The 18,929-nt window shown below is 67.0% G+C and carries 19 protein-coding genes; 13 read left to right on the plus strand and 6 right to left on the minus strand.

Annotated elements, in window-relative coordinates:
* Positions 1 to 136: 136 nt before the first annotated feature.
* The 6 genes from Q7S93_RS13105 (at position 137) to Q7S93_RS13130 (ending at position 5,817) form a co-directional block, all read left to right on the plus strand.
* Complete coding sequence (locus Q7S93_RS13105; protein ID WP_304714339.1) at positions 137 to 1,339, plus strand: AAA family ATPase; 1,203 nt, start codon at positions 137 to 139, stop codon at positions 1,337 to 1,339.
* A 52-nt stretch (positions 1,340 to 1,391) separates the two neighbouring features.
* Positions 1,392 to 2,429, plus strand: coding sequence for a ParB/RepB/Spo0J family partition protein (locus Q7S93_RS13110; protein ID WP_304714340.1), 1,038 nt, complete (start codon positions 1,392 to 1,394; stop codon positions 2,427 to 2,429).
* A 69-nt stretch (positions 2,430 to 2,498) separates the two neighbouring features.
* Positions 2,499 to 3,293: a type IV toxin-antitoxin system AbiEi family antitoxin domain-containing protein gene (locus Q7S93_RS13115; RefSeq protein ID WP_304714341.1), complete on the plus strand. Its 795-nt coding sequence runs from the start codon at positions 2,499 to 2,501 to the stop codon at positions 3,291 to 3,293.
* Positions 3,290 to 4,267, plus strand: coding sequence for a nucleotidyl transferase AbiEii/AbiGii toxin family protein (locus Q7S93_RS13120; protein ID WP_304714342.1), 978 nt, complete (start codon positions 3,290 to 3,292; stop codon positions 4,265 to 4,267). The genes Q7S93_RS13115 and Q7S93_RS13120 overlap by 4 nt, the downstream gene beginning before the upstream one ends.
* Positions 4,268 to 4,468: 201 nt before the next feature.
* On the plus strand, positions 4,469 to 4,984 hold the full coding sequence (locus Q7S93_RS13125) for a S26 family signal peptidase (RefSeq protein ID WP_304714343.1): 516 nt from the start codon (positions 4,469 to 4,471) through the stop codon (positions 4,982 to 4,984).
* Positions 4,984 to 5,817: a cell wall hydrolase gene (locus Q7S93_RS13130; protein WP_304714344.1), complete on the plus strand. Its 834-nt coding sequence runs from the start codon at positions 4,984 to 4,986 to the stop codon at positions 5,815 to 5,817. Before Q7S93_RS13125 ends, Q7S93_RS13130 begins: the two co-directional genes overlap by 1 nt.
* Here the strand turns inward: Q7S93_RS13130 and Q7S93_RS13135 are convergent, their stop codons facing one another.
* On the minus strand, positions 5,818 to 6,498 hold the full coding sequence (locus Q7S93_RS13135) for a hypothetical protein (protein WP_304714345.1): 681 nt from the start codon (positions 6,496 to 6,498) through the stop codon (positions 5,818 to 5,820).
* A 267-nt stretch (positions 6,499 to 6,765) separates the two neighbouring features.
* Between Q7S93_RS13135 and mobQ the strand changes: the two genes are divergently transcribed.
* From mobQ to Q7S93_RS13165, 6 genes are all read left to right on the plus strand, one after another.
* A complete protein-coding gene (mobQ, locus tag Q7S93_RS13140; protein ID WP_304714346.1) occupies positions 6,766 to 8,262 on the plus strand; it encodes a MobQ family relaxase in 1,497 nt (498 codons plus the stop codon).
* 7 nt (positions 8,263 to 8,269) lie between these two features.
* Positions 8,270 to 10,261, plus strand: a complete 1,992-nt coding sequence (locus Q7S93_RS13145) for a type IV secretory system conjugative DNA transfer family protein (RefSeq protein ID WP_304714347.1) — start codon at positions 8,270 to 8,272, stop codon at positions 10,259 to 10,261.
* Between the two features lie 24 nt (positions 10,262 to 10,285).
* Positions 10,286 to 11,239 carry a P-type conjugative transfer ATPase TrbB gene (trbB, locus tag Q7S93_RS13150; protein ID WP_304714348.1) on the plus strand — a complete coding sequence of 318 codons (954 nt, stop codon included), beginning with the start codon at positions 10,286 to 10,288 and terminating at the stop codon, positions 11,237 to 11,239.
* A 77-nt stretch (positions 11,240 to 11,316) separates the two neighbouring features.
* The gene (locus Q7S93_RS13155; protein ID WP_304714349.1) at positions 11,317 to 11,601 is read left to right on the plus strand and encodes a hypothetical protein; all 285 of its coding nucleotides are present in this window, start codon (positions 11,317 to 11,319) and stop codon (positions 11,599 to 11,601) included.
* Entirely contained in the window at positions 11,598 to 12,086 is a 489-nt protein-coding gene (locus tag Q7S93_RS13160) for a hypothetical protein (protein ID WP_304714350.1), read from the plus strand. Before Q7S93_RS13155 ends, Q7S93_RS13160 begins: the two co-directional genes overlap by 4 nt.
* On the plus strand, positions 12,083 to 13,357 hold the full coding sequence (locus Q7S93_RS13165) for a hypothetical protein (RefSeq protein WP_304714351.1): 1,275 nt from the start codon (positions 12,083 to 12,085) through the stop codon (positions 13,355 to 13,357). The genes Q7S93_RS13160 and Q7S93_RS13165 overlap by 4 nt, the downstream gene beginning before the upstream one ends.
* A gap of 43 nt (positions 13,358 to 13,400) precedes the next feature.
* On the opposite strand, the gene Q7S93_RS13170 is transcribed toward Q7S93_RS13165, so the two are convergent.
* A complete protein-coding gene (locus tag Q7S93_RS13170; protein WP_304714352.1) occupies positions 13,401 to 13,844 on the minus strand; it encodes a MerR family transcriptional regulator in 444 nt (147 codons plus the stop codon).
* A gap of 149 nt (positions 13,845 to 13,993) precedes the next feature.
* Here Q7S93_RS13170 and Q7S93_RS13175 point away from each other — a divergent pair, with 149 nt between their 5' ends.
* A complete protein-coding gene (locus Q7S93_RS13175) occupies positions 13,994 to 14,341 on the plus strand; it encodes an MFS transporter permease (protein ID WP_304714353.1) in 348 nt (115 codons plus the stop codon).
* A 241-nt stretch (positions 14,342 to 14,582) separates the two neighbouring features.
* On the opposite strand, the gene merA is transcribed toward Q7S93_RS13175, so the two are convergent.
* The 4 genes from merA to Q7S93_RS13195 all read right to left on the minus strand — a co-directional run bounded on the left by merA (position 14,583) and on the right by Q7S93_RS13195 (position 18,484).
* Entirely contained in the window at positions 14,583 to 16,271 is a 1,689-nt protein-coding gene (gene merA, locus Q7S93_RS13180) for a mercury(II) reductase (protein WP_304714354.1), read from the minus strand.
* 13 nt (positions 16,272 to 16,284) lie between these two features.
* Positions 16,285 to 16,722, minus strand: a complete 438-nt coding sequence (gene merC / locus Q7S93_RS13185; RefSeq protein ID WP_441339429.1) for an organomercurial transporter MerC — start codon at positions 16,720 to 16,722, stop codon at positions 16,285 to 16,287.
* A gap of 228 nt (positions 16,723 to 16,950) precedes the next feature.
* A complete protein-coding gene (locus Q7S93_RS13190) occupies positions 16,951 to 17,898 on the minus strand; it encodes a nucleotidyl transferase AbiEii/AbiGii toxin family protein (RefSeq protein WP_304714355.1) in 948 nt (315 codons plus the stop codon).
* Positions 17,888 to 18,484, minus strand: a complete 597-nt coding sequence (locus tag Q7S93_RS13195; protein WP_304714356.1) for a hypothetical protein — start codon at positions 18,482 to 18,484, stop codon at positions 17,888 to 17,890. The genes Q7S93_RS13190 and Q7S93_RS13195 overlap by 11 nt, the downstream gene beginning before the upstream one ends.
* Positions 18,485 to 18,929: the final 445 nt, after the last annotated feature.

Below are 18,929 nucleotides of genomic sequence, written 5' to 3' on the forward strand. Positions count from 1 at the left end.
GGAATCGGGATTTAGGTTGGTCACGTAGCGTTAATGCGCCCTTAACAAAGCGCTTATAGCGTCCAGGCGGTCCCGCTTTCGCTTTTTGGGCGGGCGGGGTCGGTTCTTCGAAACCTGCCGGAGGCTGTGAGGTCCCATGTCGAACGTCGCCGAAGAATCCGCCCCCTCGCTCGCCGGCCCGGTGTCGCAGCTGGCGCGCCGGGCCTCGGCCGTGGTCCAGAATCTGCGGGACAGCGCCAGGGCCGCGCGCGCGGGCGAGCGCCGCGAGCCGCTCTTTTCGATCAGCGAGGCGGCCGAGCTGGTCGGTCGCACGCCGGCGGCGATCCGCGATGCGGAGAAAGATGGTCGCCTGCCCGAGTCGCCACGCACGGAAACCAATCGCCGGGTCGGCTACACGCTGGCCCAGGTCAACGACATGCGCGGCGTGTTTGGTACGCGGCCATGGCGCAAGCCAGAGGATCCCTGCGCGGTCATCGCGGTGCAGAACTTCAAGGGTGGCGTCGGCAAGTCCACCCTGTCCGTTCACCTGGCGCAGTATCTGGCCATCCAGGGCTACCGGGTATGTCTGATCGACTGCGACAGTCAGGCCTCTAGCACTACCCTGTTCGGCTACGTCCCCGACCTCGACCTGACCGAAAATCAGACCCTTTACCCCTTCCTCCGCGAAGACGACATGCGGTCGCTCGACTACGCCTTGCTCGACACCCACTTCGACGGGTTAAAGCTGATCCCGGCCAACCTGAACCTATTCCAGTCCGAGTACGAGATCTCAGCGCGCATGGCCCGCGGAGGGAGCCGTTTGCTCGACCGTCTGGCTCAGGGGATCGCCTCGATCTCGGACCAATTTGACGTGATCGTCCTCGACCCGCCACCGGCGTTGGGCGCCATCTCCTTGTCTGTGCTTCGCGCCGCCAATGCGCTGATCATACCGGTCCCGCCGACGGTGATGGACTTCTCCTCGACCGCATCGTTTCTCACCATGCTTGACGAGACGCTCACCCAACTGGCGTCGCGCGACTTGGCTCCGGACCTTAATTTCGTGCGGGTCGTCGCCTCCAAGGTCGACGAGAACAAGTCGATGCAGAAGGAGCTGCTCGCGCTCATGCGGCAGGTGTTCGGGCTGGCGATGATCCGCACGCCCATGAAGGACTCCGCCGAAATCGACAACGTCACGGCGCGCCTCATGACCGTCTATGAGATGAACAGTCCGATGACGAGCAAGTCGGTGCGCGACCGCTGCCTGACCTACCTCAACGGGGTCAACGAAGAGATCCTCCTCGATGTGCGGCAGACCTGGCCGAGCCACGTCGAACGCCTCCGCAAGGAGGGCCACGCATGACCCAGAATATTGGAAATTGCACCGGTGCAATTCGTGCAGAAAGGGCGCGCTGATGAGCTCCAAGAACCGCACCTTCGCTGCCGACCTGATGGGCTCGCTTGACCAAGCGGCGCCTAAGCCGGAGGCCCCAACCCGCATGCCGGTCGGCATTCTGGCGACTCGCGAAAACCGGATGGCCGAACTGGCGTCCGGCGCAGTTGTGGGCCGGGCTGTCGAGCAGGTCGACCCGGCCCGCTGCCGGCTGTGGAGCGAGCACAATCGCGACTACGGCGCGCTGGACGAGACACGCTGCACGGACCTGATCGAGAGCTTCAAGGCTCAGGGGCGCCAGGAGGTCCCGGCGATCGTCCGGCGGGTGCGCAACGACCCCGACTTCGATTTCGAAGTCATCTGCGGCGCGCGCCGGCATTGGACCGTCACCTGGCTTCGCGCGCACAATTACGCCGACTTCCGCTTCCTCGTTGAGGTCCGTGAGCTCACCGACGAGGAGGCATTCCGGATCTCCGATCTGGAGAACCGCGCCCGTGAGGACCTCAGCGATATCGAGCGCGCGCGCGACTATCTGAAGGCCCTCGGACGTCACTATGGCGGGCGACAGAAGGCCATGGCCGAGCGCCTCAAGGTGTCGGAGGCCTGGCTCAGCCGCTACCTCGACCTCGCCCGATTGCCCGAGGATCTGGTGGCGGCGTTCGACGACCCGCACGAGCTGAAGATCAAGCACGTCACGCAGCTGAAGCCGCTGCTCAAGCCCGATGACCGCGAGCGGCGGGTGTTGGCGGAAGCCATCGCTATCGTCAAGGGACGAGGGGAGGGGGCTCCCCTCAAGCCTCAGGACGTCATCCGTCGCCTAGCGGCCGCGGCCGACCCCCCCAAGAAGTCAGGATCCCCCAAGAAGTCAGGCCAGGGGTCGGCCGAGGTCGTCTCGTCGCCGACCGGCCAGCCGCTGTTTCGGGTCGAGCCCAAGGGCAAGAAGGAGGTCAACGTCACCCTCCTCCTGCAGGCGGGTGGGAGCCGGGCGGACGCAGAACGGGCCTTCACCGAGCTTCTCGCGCGGTTCTGGCTAAAAACCTCTGGCGAGGAACCCACGTAGTTCACACTAGCGGAAGAAAGTTGCAGGTTATATATAGCTTTCTTCACGTTTGGCGAACTAGAAGCTTCCATGCCACGGCAACGCTCAGCCCCGTTCTTCAGCGACGCCCCGGTCTTTGACCGGGCCGACTACGCGCGCGCGATTGGCCGGGCGCCGAGCGACAAGGTCGTGAGCAGCATGCTGGCCCAACATCTGAAGGCCGGCAACATCCGCCGCATCGCCCGCGGCGTGTTCGCTTCCGTGCCCAAGCACGCCAACGCCGAAACTTGGTCGGTCGACCGCTTCCTCGCGGCCTCGCGGCTCCGACCCGGCGGCGTGATCGCCTACCACTCCGCGCTTGAACTCCAGGGCTACGCCTATTCGGAGAGCTTCGACCTTCAGGTGGTGGCGCCGGGACAGCCCGGCGTGCTGGCCGCCGAGGGATTCACCTGCCGGTTCATCAAGACGCCGGCGCCCTACGGCGACGCCGACCTCACGACAGTCGACCGCCTCGGCCAACAGGTTCGGGTAACCGCCCTCGAATGCACCATCGCGGACCTCTTTGACCGCCCCGATCTCGCTGGCGGGGCCGACGAACTAATCAACTCGCTCGACCTGATCGGCCGGCTCGATCCAGATCGGTTGATCGACCGCCTCGCAGCGCTAGGGAACGCCACGGCCGCCGGCGCGGCCGGCTGGTGGCTGGAGCGCCGCCAGGAGCAACTGGGGGCTCCTGCGGGCGTCCTGGATCGCCTGGAAGTCCTGGCGCCGAAGCAGAACCGCTACGCCCTGGGCGCCGCCCCTGGCGCCGGCCGCCTAGCGCCCAGGTGGCGGGTGATCCTTCCCGAGGCGGTCATCGACGCCAGGTTTGAAGGCTTGGCGTGAGCGCGCCATCAACCCAGACTCTCCAGCGCCTGGCCAACGAGACTGGCCTGCAGGCGGGGACGCTGGAGAAGGTCCTGCGGCTTCTCGACGTGCTGCAGGAGATCGCCCGCGACCCCATCCTCGCGAACCGCCTGGTCCTCAAGGGCGGCACGGCGCTGAACGTCTTCCATCTGGCGCTGGACCGGCTGTCGGTCGACATCGATCTCAACTATGTCGGCGCGCTGGACCGCGCCGCCATGGAGGCTGACCGGCCGGTGGTCGATGCCGCCTTGAACCGGCTTTTGCACGCCCAGGGCTACGCCATCCGGCGTCAGCCCGACGACCATGCCGGGGGCAAATGGATCGGTCGGTTCGCCTCGGCGATGGGCGGGGGCGGCTCGCTCGAGGTGGACATCAACTACATGTCCCGCCAGCCGCTCTTCGGGGCGGCCAAGATGGACTCCGTCGATCTAGGCGGCGTCCACGCCTCCGGCGTTGCGGTTCTGGACCTGCACGAAGTGGCGGCCGGCAAACTCGTCGCCCTGATCGACAGGAACGCCGCGCGGGATCTCTTCGACGCACGCCGGATTCTCGACATCGACGGGTTGGACTGGACGAAGATCAAAGCGGCGGTGCTCGCCTACGGCGCCGCCGGGCGGCGCGACTGGCGGCTGGCGTCCGTGGACGACATCGGCGGCGATCCGCGCGAACTGCGCCAGAAGCTCGCCATCTGCCTGCCCCAGAACCGCTTCGCCGCCGCCGGCGGTCCAGAGGCCTGGATCGCTCAAACCGTCGCCGAATGCCGGGCGCGCCTGGCGCCGCTCTTCGAGCTCAGCGCAGGGGAGGCGGCGTTTCTCGACGGTATCCTGGATCACGGCGAAATCGACCCCAGCGGGCTCGCAGTGGCGCCGGAGATCCAGGTCCGGATCGCGGCCATGCCCATGCTTGCCTGGAAGTGTCAGAATGTGCGGGCCCATCGCGGCAAGCCCGGCTAGCTCCACCCGCAGGACCTGCATGCCTGCCACGTGCCAGGGCTCTAGCAGTGACCGACTGACGCGGCTTCTCGCCGCCGCCATGCCTACAATCGCCGGGCATGAGCCACACCGTGGCCGCGAGCCTTACCGAGCCTTCGGCTCGTTTTGGCTGCGCCGGTCCGATCCATGCTCCTTTCCTCTTCTACCCAGCGTTGGACGCCGTTGGCCTGCGCGCTGGCGGCGAACGCTGCGCTCTTCGGCGGGCTGTCGTTGGCGACAGCCGGAGGGGCTCGGCCCCTGCTGCTGTGGAACCGCACGGCCAGTGAACCTGAGGGGCTCTATGTGCGCGGGGCCGGGCCAATTTCGGTCGGCGCGCTGATCGCATTTCGCGCGCCGTCAGCCGCCTATCCCTACGCCGATGGCCATATGGCCTACCTACGGCGCGTGCCGGTCCTGAAGCACGTCGCCGCCGTGTCCGGCGATCAGGTCTGCACCGCGAATGGCAGGCTGGAGATCAATGGTCGGGTGCGGGCGCCGATCCTCCGGCAGGACCGTCGAGGCGCGGCCTTGCCGCGCTGGAGAGGCTGCCGCCGGCTTCGCGACGGCGAGGTGTTCGTGTTCTCCGACCGCATCCCCAACAGCTTCGATAGCCGATACTTTGGGCCTGTCAGCCACGCCGAAATCGTCGGCGTCTTCCGGCCGTTGGCCATTCCTCATGCCAGCCCTGGAGACCGCTGATGGACCCGGCCGCCTTGGCGGGACTGTGCCTGCTGCTCGCGCGCGGACAGACCGCTCAACCCATACCCTCGGGTGTCAATTGCCCGCCGCCGGCGGCGCCTCGGGCGGCTGCGACCGTCCCGTTGGCACGCGGCGATTTTGCGCCTCTGGTCGCTCGTCAAGACGCGCGCGAGGCCATCACCCGCGTCGCCTTCGCCGAAGCCGGAAACCAGGGTGACAGCGGGCTTGCGGCGGTCGTCTACACGATCCTGAACCGCGTCCAGGATGGGCGCTGGGGCAGTAGCGTGGAGGCTGTCGTCAACGCTCGCGGCCAGTTCGAGCCGGTGATGCGCGCCGGCGGCGACTGGCGTCGTTTGCCAGCGCCCACCGTGGCGCAGCGGGCGCGGATCGAGACCATCCTCAACTTGGCCCTTGAGGGCCGGTTGCCCGACCTGACGAACGGCGCCCGCTACTTCCAGAACCCGCAGATCGTCGCCGATCGCGCCGCTCGCGGAGAGGTCTCACCAGGCCTGGTGAACTTCGGCGGGACCGGGCCGTCCGCTGTGATCGGCGCCCATAGCTTCTACGTCGATGCACGATCGACAGGGAGCGGCGGATCACGCTCGCCAGGCCCGTCCCCTTCCCCTCGTGGACCGTCGCCGGCCGCAGCCTGGTCGGCGGCCGGGGGCGCGATCTTCGTTGGCGACAACCGCGCCGAGACGGCGCCCGATCCATCGCAACCGGCTGATGGAAACGGGGCGGGGGAGGGCGCTTTGCGCGCCACCAAGGTCACGGATTCTGGCCGATCGATCTTCGTCGTCGGACCGGGTTTGGCGTCGGGGCCAGACCAATGATCAGGCCACGCGCCACTCTGGATCAAGGTCCGCGTCGTCAGGGTCGAGATCGCTCGGGACGAGGTCTTCCGTTTGGTCGGCGAGCGCCGTTTCGGCCATCAGGTCGAAGTCTGGAAGGCGTTCTCCGGCTGCGTGAAGCGCGCTCTCCACATCCTCATCCAGATCGCCGCCGGGCCGCAGAGGCAGAGGCACATTGCCTAGCAATTCGCGAACCGTCAGGCGGTCGCGGACCCGCTCGACCCTACGATCAAGGATATCGACCAGGCGGGCGAGCAACTCGTCATCCCCGGCAAAATGCGCGTCGCCAGCTTCAGCCAGCAGGGCGCCGCCGATGATGATTTTGCCGCGTGTTTCGCGTCTGCGCTTGTTGATGGACCACAGGGCTTCGAGCCGCTCGACGCGCGCCTTCAGCACGTGGAATCGCTTGGCGTCATCCTCGATATCTTCGAGCGGGGTGACGTGCCGCTGCTTGTGGATTCCGTCCTGGCCGGCCTCCCGCAGCGCCGTCTCCAACGCCTCCAGCCGGTCCAGGAGCGCGGCTTCTTCGTCGGTCCGTTTCGCTCGTTCGCGATCGCTGGAGCGCGCGGCCCAGAGCTCACGTTTGCGGGCCAGCTGGGCGGGCGAACGGGGCTTGTACTTGGAGGGACGGGCGTTCCTGCGGCGCTTGTCGACCTTGGCCATGATACGGCCTTTCGATTATGAAAAAGCACGAAACGGCGTAATGGTGCCATTAAAGTGCGGATCGGTCTATGCCGTGGTTTCTCGTATTTCGTCACAATGGCGCAGTTACGGGTTGGATGTGCTGCGCCCACCAACCCTGCGGTCAGGCCTCGCCCGACACCCTCAAGGCCCTTCCTCGCTTCGATCCGAAGGAAGCCTTGAGCCAAGGGCGCAGCCCTTAGCGATCCCGGCAGGGGCCGAGGTGACGGCGCAGCCAGGGGAGGGCGCATGGCCCAGTACCGACTAGAGGTTCAGACCATTCAGAGGTCGGCCGGACGTTCCGCCGTGGCGGCCGCCGCCTATCGCTCCGGCGACCGGCTCATCGACGAGCGCCTGGCGATGGAGTTCGACTTCGGCGCGAAGGGCGACATCGAGTTCGCGGCGATCATGGCGCCGGCCGATGCGCCGGCGGCGTTCGGTGTTCGGCAGACCCTATGGAACGCTGCTGAGGACGCCGAGAAACGCAAGGACGCCGTGCCCGCGAGGGAGCTGTTGGTGTCGCTGCCGCATGAGCTGGATTTCGCCCAGCGCCGGGCTCTGGTTAAGGCCTTTGTCGCCGAACAACTGGTGGCGCGCGGGATGATCGCCGACGTGGCGATGCACCGTCCCGGCAAGGAAGGTGATGAGCGTAATTTTCACGCCCACATCCTGGTCACGACGCGGTCGGTTGGGCCGGTCGGTTTCGGCAAAAAGCCGGCGGAGTGGTGGAGCCCAAAAGCGCTGCGGGAATGGCGCTCGGCTTGGGCGGACATCCAGAACCAACACCTACGGCGGCACCTTGGTCCGGACGCTCCCCAGGTCTCGCATCTGTCGCTGGCGGAGCAGGGTTCGGATCGCGAACCAGGGGTGCATCTGGGCCCGACGGCGAGCGCGCTGGAACGCAAGGACATCGCCTCGGAACGCGGTCAACAGAACCGCGACACGAATGCCCACAACGCCAAGCGCAAAGAGCTTCGGAGCGACTTTCAGGCGACCGCCGACCGGCTGGTGAGGGAGGCGCCGGTGATCGCGGTCCCGGTGTCGAAACTGACGACTGAGGCTGAGCAGATGCGCGCGCGGATGGTCACTGAGCGGGACCGGTGGGCCGAAGAACGCGCGGCGCTGACCCTGCCCAAGATCGACAGCGCGCGGGGTCTGGAGCGCGAACTCCTACAGCCGGCCCGCGCCGAATTGGCGGCCGCGAAACTTCGGCTTCGGCAGACCGAACAGCGGGTCACAAAGGTGCGGCAGAAGCGGCTCGCCCTGGTGCAGTGGATCCGCAATCCGGCGCGGATGATCTGGGCCAAACACGCAGAGCTGAACGCCATCGCTCGGGCGCGGAAAGCGATGAAACGAGCCGAGGTCGCGGTGCAGGTGCGGGTGGCGTGGATCGCCTCTCCGGCCGGCCAGACCTATGTCGCCAGCCGACGCGGCCCGCAGCTGGAACGGGCCGGCGACGTGGCCCGTCAGCGGCGCACGCTGGACCGAAAGATCAAGCGGATCGACAAGCGCATCGAGGGCGCCACGCGGGCCTACAATGACCTGCGCGTCGCCCAGGCGCTCGGCCAGAAGGAGCTGCAGGTTCCGTCCCGCCTGCCGGACGAAACGCGGTTCATCCGCGAGGTCGGCGGCCCGGCGCGCGCCGCCTTGATGCGCTACCCGGCGCAGGCCCGGGCGCTGGCCGTCGAGCGCGTCAACCGTTCCCTGGGCCAGACCATCGGCCGCGGCATCCTTCCGAGTCGGTGAGGTCCCCATGAGCACATCCCAACGCCTCGCCCTGGTGCTGCCGATCGCGCTGTTGGCGATCTTGCTGGGCCTCGGCTGGGCGACCCAGCAGGCGGCGCATGGCCTGCACTACGCCGCCGCCTTGGGGCCGGGCTGGGCCGATATCGGTCCAGTGCGCCTCTATCGGCCGTGGGCCTTCGCGCAGTGGTATCTGGCCCTGCAACCGCGCTATCCGCGCCTGTTCGACGGGGCGGGCCTGGTGGGGCTCGCCGTCGCCCTGGCGCCGATCCTTTTGGTGGCGCTGGCGACGCGCGGTTCGGCGCGCGCGCCCAAGGCGTTTGGCCGCGACGCGTGGGCGGATCTGGCGGACGTCGCGCGGGCCAAACTGTTCGGGCAAGGCGGCCAGGTCCGGGGCCGGGTGCTGGGGCGCTTCAAAGGCCGCTACCTGACCTATGGCGGACCTGAGCACGCGATCATCGTCGGCGCCTCGCGAAGCGGGAAGGGGGCCGGCCATGTGGTGCCAACCCTGGTGGCCTGGCCCGAGAGCGCCTTTGTCTACGACCGCAAGGGCGAGCTTTGGCACATCACCGCCGATCATCGGAAGACGTTCAGCCACGTCTTCTACTTCGCCCCGACCGACCCCAACACGGTGCGCTGGAATCCGCTGTTCGAAGTCCGCAAGGGCCCGATGGAAATCGCCGACATTCAGAACGTGGTCGGCATCCTGGTCGACCCGCTGGGCCGCAAGGCCGGCGACCTGAACTTCTGGGACCAGAGCGCTACCGACTTCTTCACGGCGGTGATCCTGCACGTCCTCTACAGCGAGCCCGACGAGCTCAAGAACCTCGCCCAGGTTCGCCGGCTGCTGATCGATATCGAGCCGACCCTGCACGCCATGCTGCACACCCATCACCGGCATCGGCCGGATTATCACGCGGCCGATGGCCTGGCGCGCGACGAGGGCGGCGCGCCGATCCCAGAGATCCATCCCGAGGTGAAGCTGGGGGCGACCGCGCTGGCCGGCATGGACGAGCGGGTGAAGTCCAATGTGCTGGCCACCTGCCGGGCGTCGCTGTCGCTGTGGGCCGATCCGCTGGTTGAGTACGCCACCAGCTGGTCCGACTTCTCGATCGGTGACCTGGTCTGCGCCGAGGCGCCGGTGACCTTCTACCTGATCACCCCGCAGGCCCATGCCGACCGCCTGGCGTTCCTGGTGCGGGTGTTCATCCGCCAGAGCGTGAACAGCCTGATGGAGCACGAGCACTATGATAGCCGGCGGCGGCGCAAACGTCATCGGCTTCTGCTGCTGCTCGACGAGTTTCCCAAGCTTGGCAGTTTGCCTTTTCTGGAAAATGCGATGGGCGAAATGGCCGGCTACGGGATCACCGCCCACCTGGTGTGCCAGAGCTTCAACGACGTGTTCTCCAGGTATGGTGACAAAACGCCGTTATTCGACAACATGCACATCACCGCGACCTTCGCGACGTCGGAGCCGACGAGCATCGAGAAGGTCACGCGCCGCGCCGGCAAGGCGCTGGAGATGCGGGAGAGCTACAGCGACCCGCGCAGCCTGTTCGGGCGGGCGCACCGGTCGACCTCGCAGTCCGAACAGCAGCGCTACATCCTGTCGGAGGAGGACGTGCGGGGCCTCGACGATCGCAAGCAGTTCCTGTTCGTCAACAACACCAAGCCGATCCTGGCCGACAAGATCCGCTACTACGAAGAGCCGTTCTTCAAGGCGCGCACCGGCGACTACTTCCATGGCGTGCCGGCGGCCTACGAGCAGCGGCCGGGCGCCGCGGACCTGCCAGGACCGGCCAGCATCGATTGGCGAGGCGTCAGGGCCGTCTGCGCGCCGCCTGAGCCCTTCGCCGGTGTTCGCGTGCCCAAACCCCGCTACAGCGGCGCTGAGGGGCCTGCAGAGGCCCCAGGCGAGCCCGAGGTGGTATCGACCGCCGATTACCTGACCATGGCCCCTATCGCGGCTCTACGGGCCGATGACGACGATGGCAGTCTTTGACCCCTCCCTTTGCGTGAGCGCCCCATGACCGAACGCCATCCCGTTGTTCTCGACCGCAAGGTCGCCGCCCTGCGCCAGGCCATGGGGCCGGTGATCGCGCAGGCTCTGGCCGACCGCCTAGTGGTCGAGGTGATGGTCAATCCCGACGGCAAGATCTGGATCGACCGGATCGGGGAGGGCCGCTCCTGGACGGGGCAACTGCTGGCGGCGGCCGACGCCGACCGGATTCTGCGGCTGCTCGCCGACCACGCGGGCGAAGTGGTCACCCGCGACCGGCCCCGGGTCAGCGCCACCCTGCCGGAGACGGGAGAACGGTTCCAGGGCGCGTTCATGCCGGTCGTGGCGCGGCCGGCCTTTGCGATCCGCAAGCGGCCCGAGGTGGTGTTCACCCTGGACGACTATGTCGAGGGCGGCATGATGAGCGCCGCCCAGGCCGAGATCATCCGGGCCGCGGCTGAGGCGCGCGAGAACCTTCTGATCGTCGGCGGCACGGGTTCGGGAAAGACCACGCTGGCAAACGCCATCTTGGCGGAGCCGGCCTTTGCCGCGGACCGGGTGGTGTTGATCGAAGATACGGCCGAGCTGCAGTGCTCGGCGGCCGACCAGATCCAGATGCTGACTAAACGCACCGAGCCCGCGGTGACCATGACCGACCTGGTGCGCGACACCCTGCGGCTTCGGCCCGACCGCATCGTCATCGGCGAGGTCCGGGACGGCTCGGCGCTCGATCTGTTGAAGGCCTGGAATACGGGCCATCCTGGGGGGCTGGCCACGTTGCACGCCAACAGCACCGCGGAGGGCCTTAGCCGGCTGGAGGATCTGATCGGCGAGGTGACCCAGCGCATCCCACACCGAGCCATTGGGCAGGCCATCGACCTGGTGATTCACATAGCGCGCACACCGGGCGGGCGTCGGGTGTCGGAGATCATGCGGGTGACGGGCTGGGGGGAGGGGGCTTACGCGCTGCAGACGGCATAGCCCACAGGCCGTGATCGAGATCAAAGCGGAACCGATACAATGGGGGTAGTCTTCTCTTAGACGAAGGACCCTTCTCCATGGCAAACCTGGCCGACACCCACGTGATCCGCGGCCGACTGCCGGTTTTCCGCTGCGCTGCCGCCGGCGCTATCGCGCTCGGCGCGCTGTATGTCCTTTGCTGGATCGCCGCTTCGCTTGGATGGGCGAACGCCAGCCATATGTACCTGTCGCTGTTCACCCTTGCCCCAGCCGGCTCGACGGCGGCCCTGGGGGCCGGCCTTTGCTGGTCGCTCGGCTTCGGCGCGCTTGGCGGCGCCTTGGTGGCCCTGGCGTTCAACGCCTTAGCCTTTCTCGAACGGTGATCCGCGCGGGGCCGCACGCGCCACAGCTTCGCACACGACGCGCCGCCGCCGGGCTGTTCGGCGCCTGCGCAGCCTATCAGCTTGGTCTCGGCGCCTATTTTGTGGTGGTGCGACCGCCCCTACTTCCCGAAGATCTGCGCTTTCTGGGCGCGACCGCGTCGCGACTGACCGAGGTTCTGCCTCGCCTCGAGGGGTGGCTGGGCCTGGTGTTCGCAGTCGTGGGCGGGCAGATGGCGGCCCTTGGCGTGCTTGTCGCCGGGGTGGCGGTGCGTCTCGCCCAGGGGAAAGCCATGGCGAGGTATGAGCTTCTGCTTCTCGGTCTGGCCGGGCTCATGTCCGTGGCGGGAATGAGCGCCGTGAACTTCGCCCTCGGGTCGGACTTCCGTTGGCTCTTGATTTTGCCGGTTCTGGCGTGGGCGCTGGGCCTGGCCTTGGCCGCCCTGGGGGGCGGCGAAGCGCCAGTCGACACGAAGGGGCGGGCATGACCGACGACCCGCCAATCTTGAGCGACCGCGACGCGGCCCTCAACAGCGGGTGCTTCTGCGTCACCTTGGACAGCGATCGCTTGGTCACCGCGATCCAGGCGGAAGCGCCCGAGCCGGATCTCGCGGTCGCTCTGCTCGCGGCTCGTCCGCATCTGTTCGCGGCCATGCCGGTCTTTTTGGCCGCCCATGACCTCAAGGCCATGCTCGCCGTCGTCGATGCGGTTGAAGCCGCAGCCGAGGATCCAGCCTACCAAGCCGCGGTGCTCGCGTGGGCGCCGGACATCGCGCGCCACGACTTCGGACCGCGTGGAGTCTTTATGGGCTACGACTTTCATCTCGGCGCCGCCGGGCCCAAGCTGATCGAGGTCAACACCAACGCGGGCGGCGCCTTCCTGAACGCCTTCCTGGCCCGTGCTCAGGGCGCGTGCTGCCGCGAAGCAGAGGACGCGATCAGAGCCGCCCCGATGGAGGCGTTTGACGCTGCGGTCTGGGCGATGTTCCTGGCCGAATGGGCGTTGCAGGGGCGGACGGACCAGCCGCGCACGATCGCCATCGTCGATGACCGGCCGCGCGAGCAGTATCTGTTTCCTGAATTCCTGCTGGCGCAGCGGTTCTTTGAGCGCCAAGGCGCCAAGGTCTGGATCGTCGACCCGGGCGAGCTTCGCTTTACCGGAGGGGTGTTGCAGCACGACGGGGAGGTGATCGACCTCGTTTACAATCGCCTTGTGGACTTCTCATTGGAAGCTGCCGGCCATGAAGCCTTGCGAGACGCCTACGTTGGCGGCGCCGTCGTCCTAACGCCGAGCCCCCGCAACCACGCGCTCTTCGCTGACAAGCGGAACCTGACGCTGCTATCCGATTCTGTCGCCGCCAAAGCTTTCGGGCTGACGCCCGATCAGCGGCAGAGCCTTTTGGCGGTTCCCCACACGGTAATGGTGACCGCCGCGAACGCCGATGAGCTCTGGTCGGCCCGGAAGCGCTACTTCTTCAAACCGGCCGGCGGCCATGGGGGTAAGGCGGTCTACCGCGGCGATAAGATGACGCGCGGCGTCTGGGAGGCCGTTCGACAGGGCGGTTACATTGCCCAGGAGCTGGCCGTTCCAAGCGAGCGTCGGATCAGGATCGACGGGGAGATCAAGGCGCTAAAGCTCGACGTTCGCCTCTACACCTACGGGGGGTCGCCGCTTCTGACCGCGGCGCGGGTCTATCAGGGCCAAACCACCAATTTCAGGACCCCCGGCGGCGGGTTTGCACCGGTTTTTGTCACCTGAGGCGCTTGTTCCCGCCCGCTGCGGATCCGGTCTAGTCGCGCCCTTAGATCGCAATCTTCGTGGCGCGGCCCCCAGCTGATTTTCCGTGGTCGGCGTAAAGGGCCTCAATGAGCGGGCAGCACGAAGCCTGCTCGGCGTCACAGGCTTGAACTGACTGGTTTAGCACCCGCTCCATCCGCCGTAGGTCGGCGATCCTGGCCCGGATATCGAGCAGGTGCGACGCAGCGAGAGTGCGAGCCTCAAGGCATGCGGCAGCTCCCCCGGCGGCCAGGTCCAGAAGGGTCCGCACCTCATCCAGGGTGAAGCCCAGTTCGCGGGCCCTTCGCACGAAGCCAAGTCGACCCACGTGGTCGGCGTCGTAGCTGCGGTAGCGGCCGCGCCGCGGCGGGGCTGGCATGAGGCCAATCCTTTCGTAGTACCGGATCGTCTCGATGTTGCAGCCCGTGCGGCGTGAGAGCTCGCCAATCTGGATCGCATGTTCGGCCATGGGGGTGTGGCTTTCAATTAGGACTTGAGTCTGTAGTCGCTACAGATGGCATCATCATCGGGCTTGCACCAGGAGTGGGCGCCATGACGGCATCTAACGGGCTTCGCGCCCAACGAGACGGACCAGGGCGCAGGCCCGCCGAGACGGCCTTGAGTTGGGCGGCGTTCGCCGCCGCAGCGGGCGCCGTCTTCGCCTGGGCCGCTTGCTGCGTCCTGCCGATGTCACTGGCCTTGGCCGGTCTAGGCCTTGGAGGCTTTAGCTGGATCGCCGGTCAGCGGACCTGGATCACGCTCGCCGCGCTGGTCGTGATCGGTGTCGGCTGGGTGCTCACTTGGCGGCGCGCACGGATGTGCAAGGTGGACAACGCCTGCGCCGCACCCTCGCACCTGGGCATTGGCTTGTTGAGCGCGGCCACCTTGCTCACCCTATTGGCTCTGGCTTGGCAGCCGTTCGTCGAGCCGTGGGCCCTGGCCCTGATCCGAAACGCCCGCGGATGAGCGATGTCGCTGCTCGGGACGATGCCGCGGCGCCGTCGCTTTGACGCAGTTAGACCGTCCCTCCTGGCCGAGTGGGGTCGCGACAATGGACCCCGGGACGTCTTGGGCCTGAGGCGTCGTGCCCGCCCGCCTCTCTGAGATGATCACGCCGCTTGGAAGCGCTAGGGCGGAGCATCCCTGCGCTTAATCGCCTGGATTTATCGTTATCTTCCGGCGCGCCCTGTCCGTCGTCCGCAAAGCTTCATCCCGCACAGCAGGAAAGCTGCGTCACATCCTTGGTGAAGGTCTGGGCCGCGAGCTTCAGGCCTTCCACCATGGTCAGGTAGGGGAACAACTGGTCGCCGAGTTCGCCCACGGTCATGCGCGCCCGGATGGCGAGCGCCGCCGTCTGGATAATCTCGCCCGCCTCCGGCGTCACCGCCTGCACACCGATCAACCGGCCGCTGCCGGCTTCCGCGACCAGCTTGATGAAGCCGCGGGTGTCGAAGTTGACGAGCGCCCGCGGGACGTTGTCCAAGGTTAGCAGCCGGCTGTCGGTCTCGATCCCGGCCTGCTGAGCCTCCGTCTCGCTCAGCCCGACCGTGGCGACCTGCGGGTCGCTGAAGACGACCGCCGGCATCGTGGCCAGATCCAGGGAGGCCTCGCCGCCGGTCATGTTGATCGCCGCTCGGGTTCCGGCCGCGGCCGCGACATAGACGAACTGCGGCTGGTCGGTGCAGTCGCCTGCGGCGTAGATGTGCGGGGCGCTGGTGCGCATGGCCTTATCGATGACCACGCCGCCGTGGGCGTCGACGGCGATACCGGCCGTCTCCAGGGCGAGGGTTTGGGTGTTGGGCGTGCGGCCCGTGGCGATGAGCAGACGGTCCACGCGCACCTCGCCCTGGCCGGTGGCGAGGACGAATTCGCCGTCGGCGAAGGCAACGTGGCTTGCCTGGGTGTGCTCCAGCACCTCGATGCCCTCGGCGCGGAAGGCGGCCGTGACCGCTTCGCCGATAGCCGGGTCCTCAGTAGAGAACAGGGTGCTGCGCGCCAGTATCGTGACCTTGCTGCCGAGCCGGGCGAAGGCTTGCGCCAGCTCGACGGCGACGACCGACGAGCCGATCACCGCAAGGCGCTCTGGGAGGGACTCGCTCTCGAGGGCCTCCGTCGAGGTCCAGTACGGCGTATCCGACAACCCGGGAACGGGCGGTATGGCCGGGCTGGCGCCGGTGGCGACCAGGCAACGGTCGAAGGTGAGATGATGCTCGGCGCCGTCGGCGTGGCGCACGAAGAGGCTGTGGGCGTCCCGGAAGCGCGCCTCGCCCCGCAACACCGTGATGGACGGGGTGTCGGCCAGGATGTTCTCGTATTTCGCGTGACGGAGTTCATCGACGCGGGCCTGCTGCTGGGCCAACAACCGGTCGCGCCGGATGGCGGGGGAGAACGCCTCGATCCCATCGTCGAACGGGCTTTTGCGGCGCAGATGGGCGATATGCGCGGCGCGGATCATGATCTTCGACGGCACGCAGCCAACGTTGACGCAGGTTCCGCCGATGACGCCGCGCTCGACGAGGGTGACTTTGGCGCCCTGGTCGACGGCCTTCAGGGCCGCCGCCATCGCCGCGCCGCCGCTGCCGATGACCGCGATGTGCAGTGGGATGCCGCCGCCGCTCCGTTGCACGTCGTTCGCCTGGACGCCCGGAGCCTTGTCGACGACCCCCGCGGGCGCGCTGACCGCGGCAGCGACCGCGGCGCTGTATCCGAGGGTCGCGACCGTCGCCGTCAGGGCCTCGGCGCTCACCCCCGCATCGGCCGCGATGTCCGCGCGGGCCTTCGAATAGGAGACGGCGGCCGAGCGCACACCAGGGACGCGCTCTAAGGCCTCCCGGACGTGCGTGGCGCACGAGTCGCAGGTCATTCCGTCGATACTCAGGCTGATTGCGGCGGTCACAGGTGCAGACTCCTCAGGGGTTGCCGGTGGATACATAGCCCGCGCCGGCGGGAGCATTTCGGGGCGGCGCCAGGAGATCCCAGATCGCGACGACCACCATCAAGGTCAGCCCGGGATAGAGGAGCCACGCTGTCGGCCAACCGCGGGTCGACATGAGCACAGCCGCCGCAAGGACCAAGATCGGCCCGACGACGCTCAACGCCATTCGCCCCCAGCGGCGATGTCGAAGCCCGCCGACGGTGTTGGCGATGAGCGCGATTATCGCGAAGAGCGGCAGGAGATAGCGGATGAAAACGCCCTCGTACTGGCTCAGAAAACCCAAACCCAGCGCGGCGGCAAGGCTGGCAAGTGCGGGGAAACAGGCCACGCACCCCATGGCGGTGACGATCGAGCCGATGACGCCGGCCTTGTCCGCCGCGCGGGTGAGCGGATTCTGGATATTCATCGGCATGGCCTCGGCAGCTTCGCTGGAACCTTCAGAGCGACGCTGCAGGCAAGACGCAGCATGGCGATGAGGCTCATGACGGTTAGATACGGTCTGTAGCGACTACAGACTCAAGCCCAAAATTAAGAGGCGCAGACTCGCATTGCGGATAAGCGGGACCGCGACGGTCAAATCGCCCAATGCCTTGGCCTTCGGCGAGCGTCGTCGGTCCGACCGCGGCGATGGTCCGCTGACCTACAGTTTGGGCGCCCACTTGGCGATTTTAGCCAGGATGTCGTCGAAGGCCGGCTGGCCGCGAAAATAGAGCGCGCTCGACGCGGCGTAGGCCTTCTGCAGCGTGGCGCGGGTCTCGGGGTCGCTCAGCACGAAGGCCTCGTTCTCGGCGATGATCGGATTATCGGCCTTTGGGAAGCGCTTGGCCTTGTGGTCGAGATAGTTTTGCGTGCCGACAAACACCTGCACGGTCGGATCCTTGAGCAAGGAATAGACGTCGTAGTAGTGGCGCATGAAGTTGGGCGGGAACGCCCCCGTCTCCTGCTGCAGGCGAAACTTGGTGGAGATCGCCTGCAGCTTTTCGACCAGCGTATGGCCCGGATGGTAGCAGGCGACGCCCAGGGCGCGGTTGTCGAGGATCTCGACCCGGCTGGCGGCGAAGTCATAGGCCCACGAGGAGATGTCGCGGGCTTCGTTGGGTGCGACATCGTCGAAGCCCACCTCCAGCAGCACGCCGTCTTTTAGGCCTTCGACAGATCCATTGATGCTGGCGTAGGTCAGGCGGATGCCGGCGCTGCGATATTGGCGAGGGTCATCAAACGCCGTGTCGCGCTCGACCGAGGTGATGCCGTCGATGACGATGGTCTGCGCAAGCCGATCGTAGAAGTCCTTGCGGCTTTGGACGTGCGCCGCCTTGTCGTGATTGCGGCCGATCATCACTGGCGGATCGGCTGGCGGCGCGATGCGGATGTCGATGTCTTCCGAGAAACGACTGATCAGTCCGTAGCCCTTGGAGAGCGATGTGCCACCCTTCAGCTCGAAGGTCAGGCCCAGCTGCTGCAGGCCGTAGAGGCTCTGCATGATCCAATAGTCCTTCTCGACCAGCGCCGGGGCGATACCCTGCGCCTCGGCGACGATGCGGATCAGATCGGCAAACTGACGATGGTTGTGCAGGAGGTCAGGCGGCATCCTGCATCCCGACCTCGGCAAGGGCGCGGGCGAAGAACTTCTTGGCCCGTTCCGAGCCATAGCTCTGGACCGCCTTCTTCACCCGCGCCGTATCGCTGGCGGCCAGGCGCGCCTTGACGCGCTCGAGCACCTCGTCGGCGCTCTCGCCTAGCTGGTCGAGGTTGTTGACCAGATCGACCAGCAGGAATTCCCGGCTGAGCTTCTTGGGGAAGGCGGGTTTCATGCGGAAGTCGTAGGTGCGGCCGCCCAGGGCGAACTTGCCGTGGCGCTTGTGGTTATAAACCACGGTCTTGTTGTGCAGCTGGGTCGTGCCGACCCCCAGCGCATTGTAGGCGTTGGGCGAGGCCAGCAGGAACGGGCCGCCCTTGAGGAAGGTCGACACCAGGGTGTTGTCCTCGGGCGGGGCCTTCCCGAACACCGTCTGTTTGGGCGCATAGTAGAGGCCGCCGGCCAGCTTGGTCAGCACGCCGGCCTGCACCGCTTCCTTGAGGTGGCGATCGACGGCCGTCGACCATTGGGCCAGGTCCGCCCGCCGGTAGGTCTGTCCGGGGCGGAGCTTAGCCTTGAACTGGTCGAACTTGCTCATGGCTCCAATCTAGGCCTCCGAAGCGATTTTGCAAGGAATGTCATTAAGAATCCATGCAAATTGAACGGTGGAGGCACCGCGTGACCCGGCCTTGGCGTGCCGGGCTGCATCGCGTCTAATGGCTCGATGATCCAGTCGACCAATCGTCTTAGCCGGGGGGGCGCGCCTGCGCCGCGGGCGGCCCTTGTGGATCTATGGCGTGATCGCCGTGGCGGGCGTCGCCTTTTGCGGTCTGCTGCTGATCTTGAAGCATTAGCGCTCTTTGGGGAAAGCGTTCCCCTGCGGCCGAGCCATGGTCTCGGCCGACCCCATCTGCGGGGACACCCCGCAACGCCCCGGAAACCGAGAGCGGCCGGCGGGCGTGCTCGGCCCCGCCATTGTCGCGGCTCCTAGCTGACCTGCAGGTCGCGGCAGACATCGACATCCCAGGCGAGCTTGACCCACA

The organism is Phenylobacterium sp. (genome assembly GCF_030646615.1).
In the GTDB taxonomy this organism is placed as follows: domain Bacteria; phylum Pseudomonadota; class Alphaproteobacteria; order Caulobacterales; family Caulobacteraceae; genus Phenylobacterium.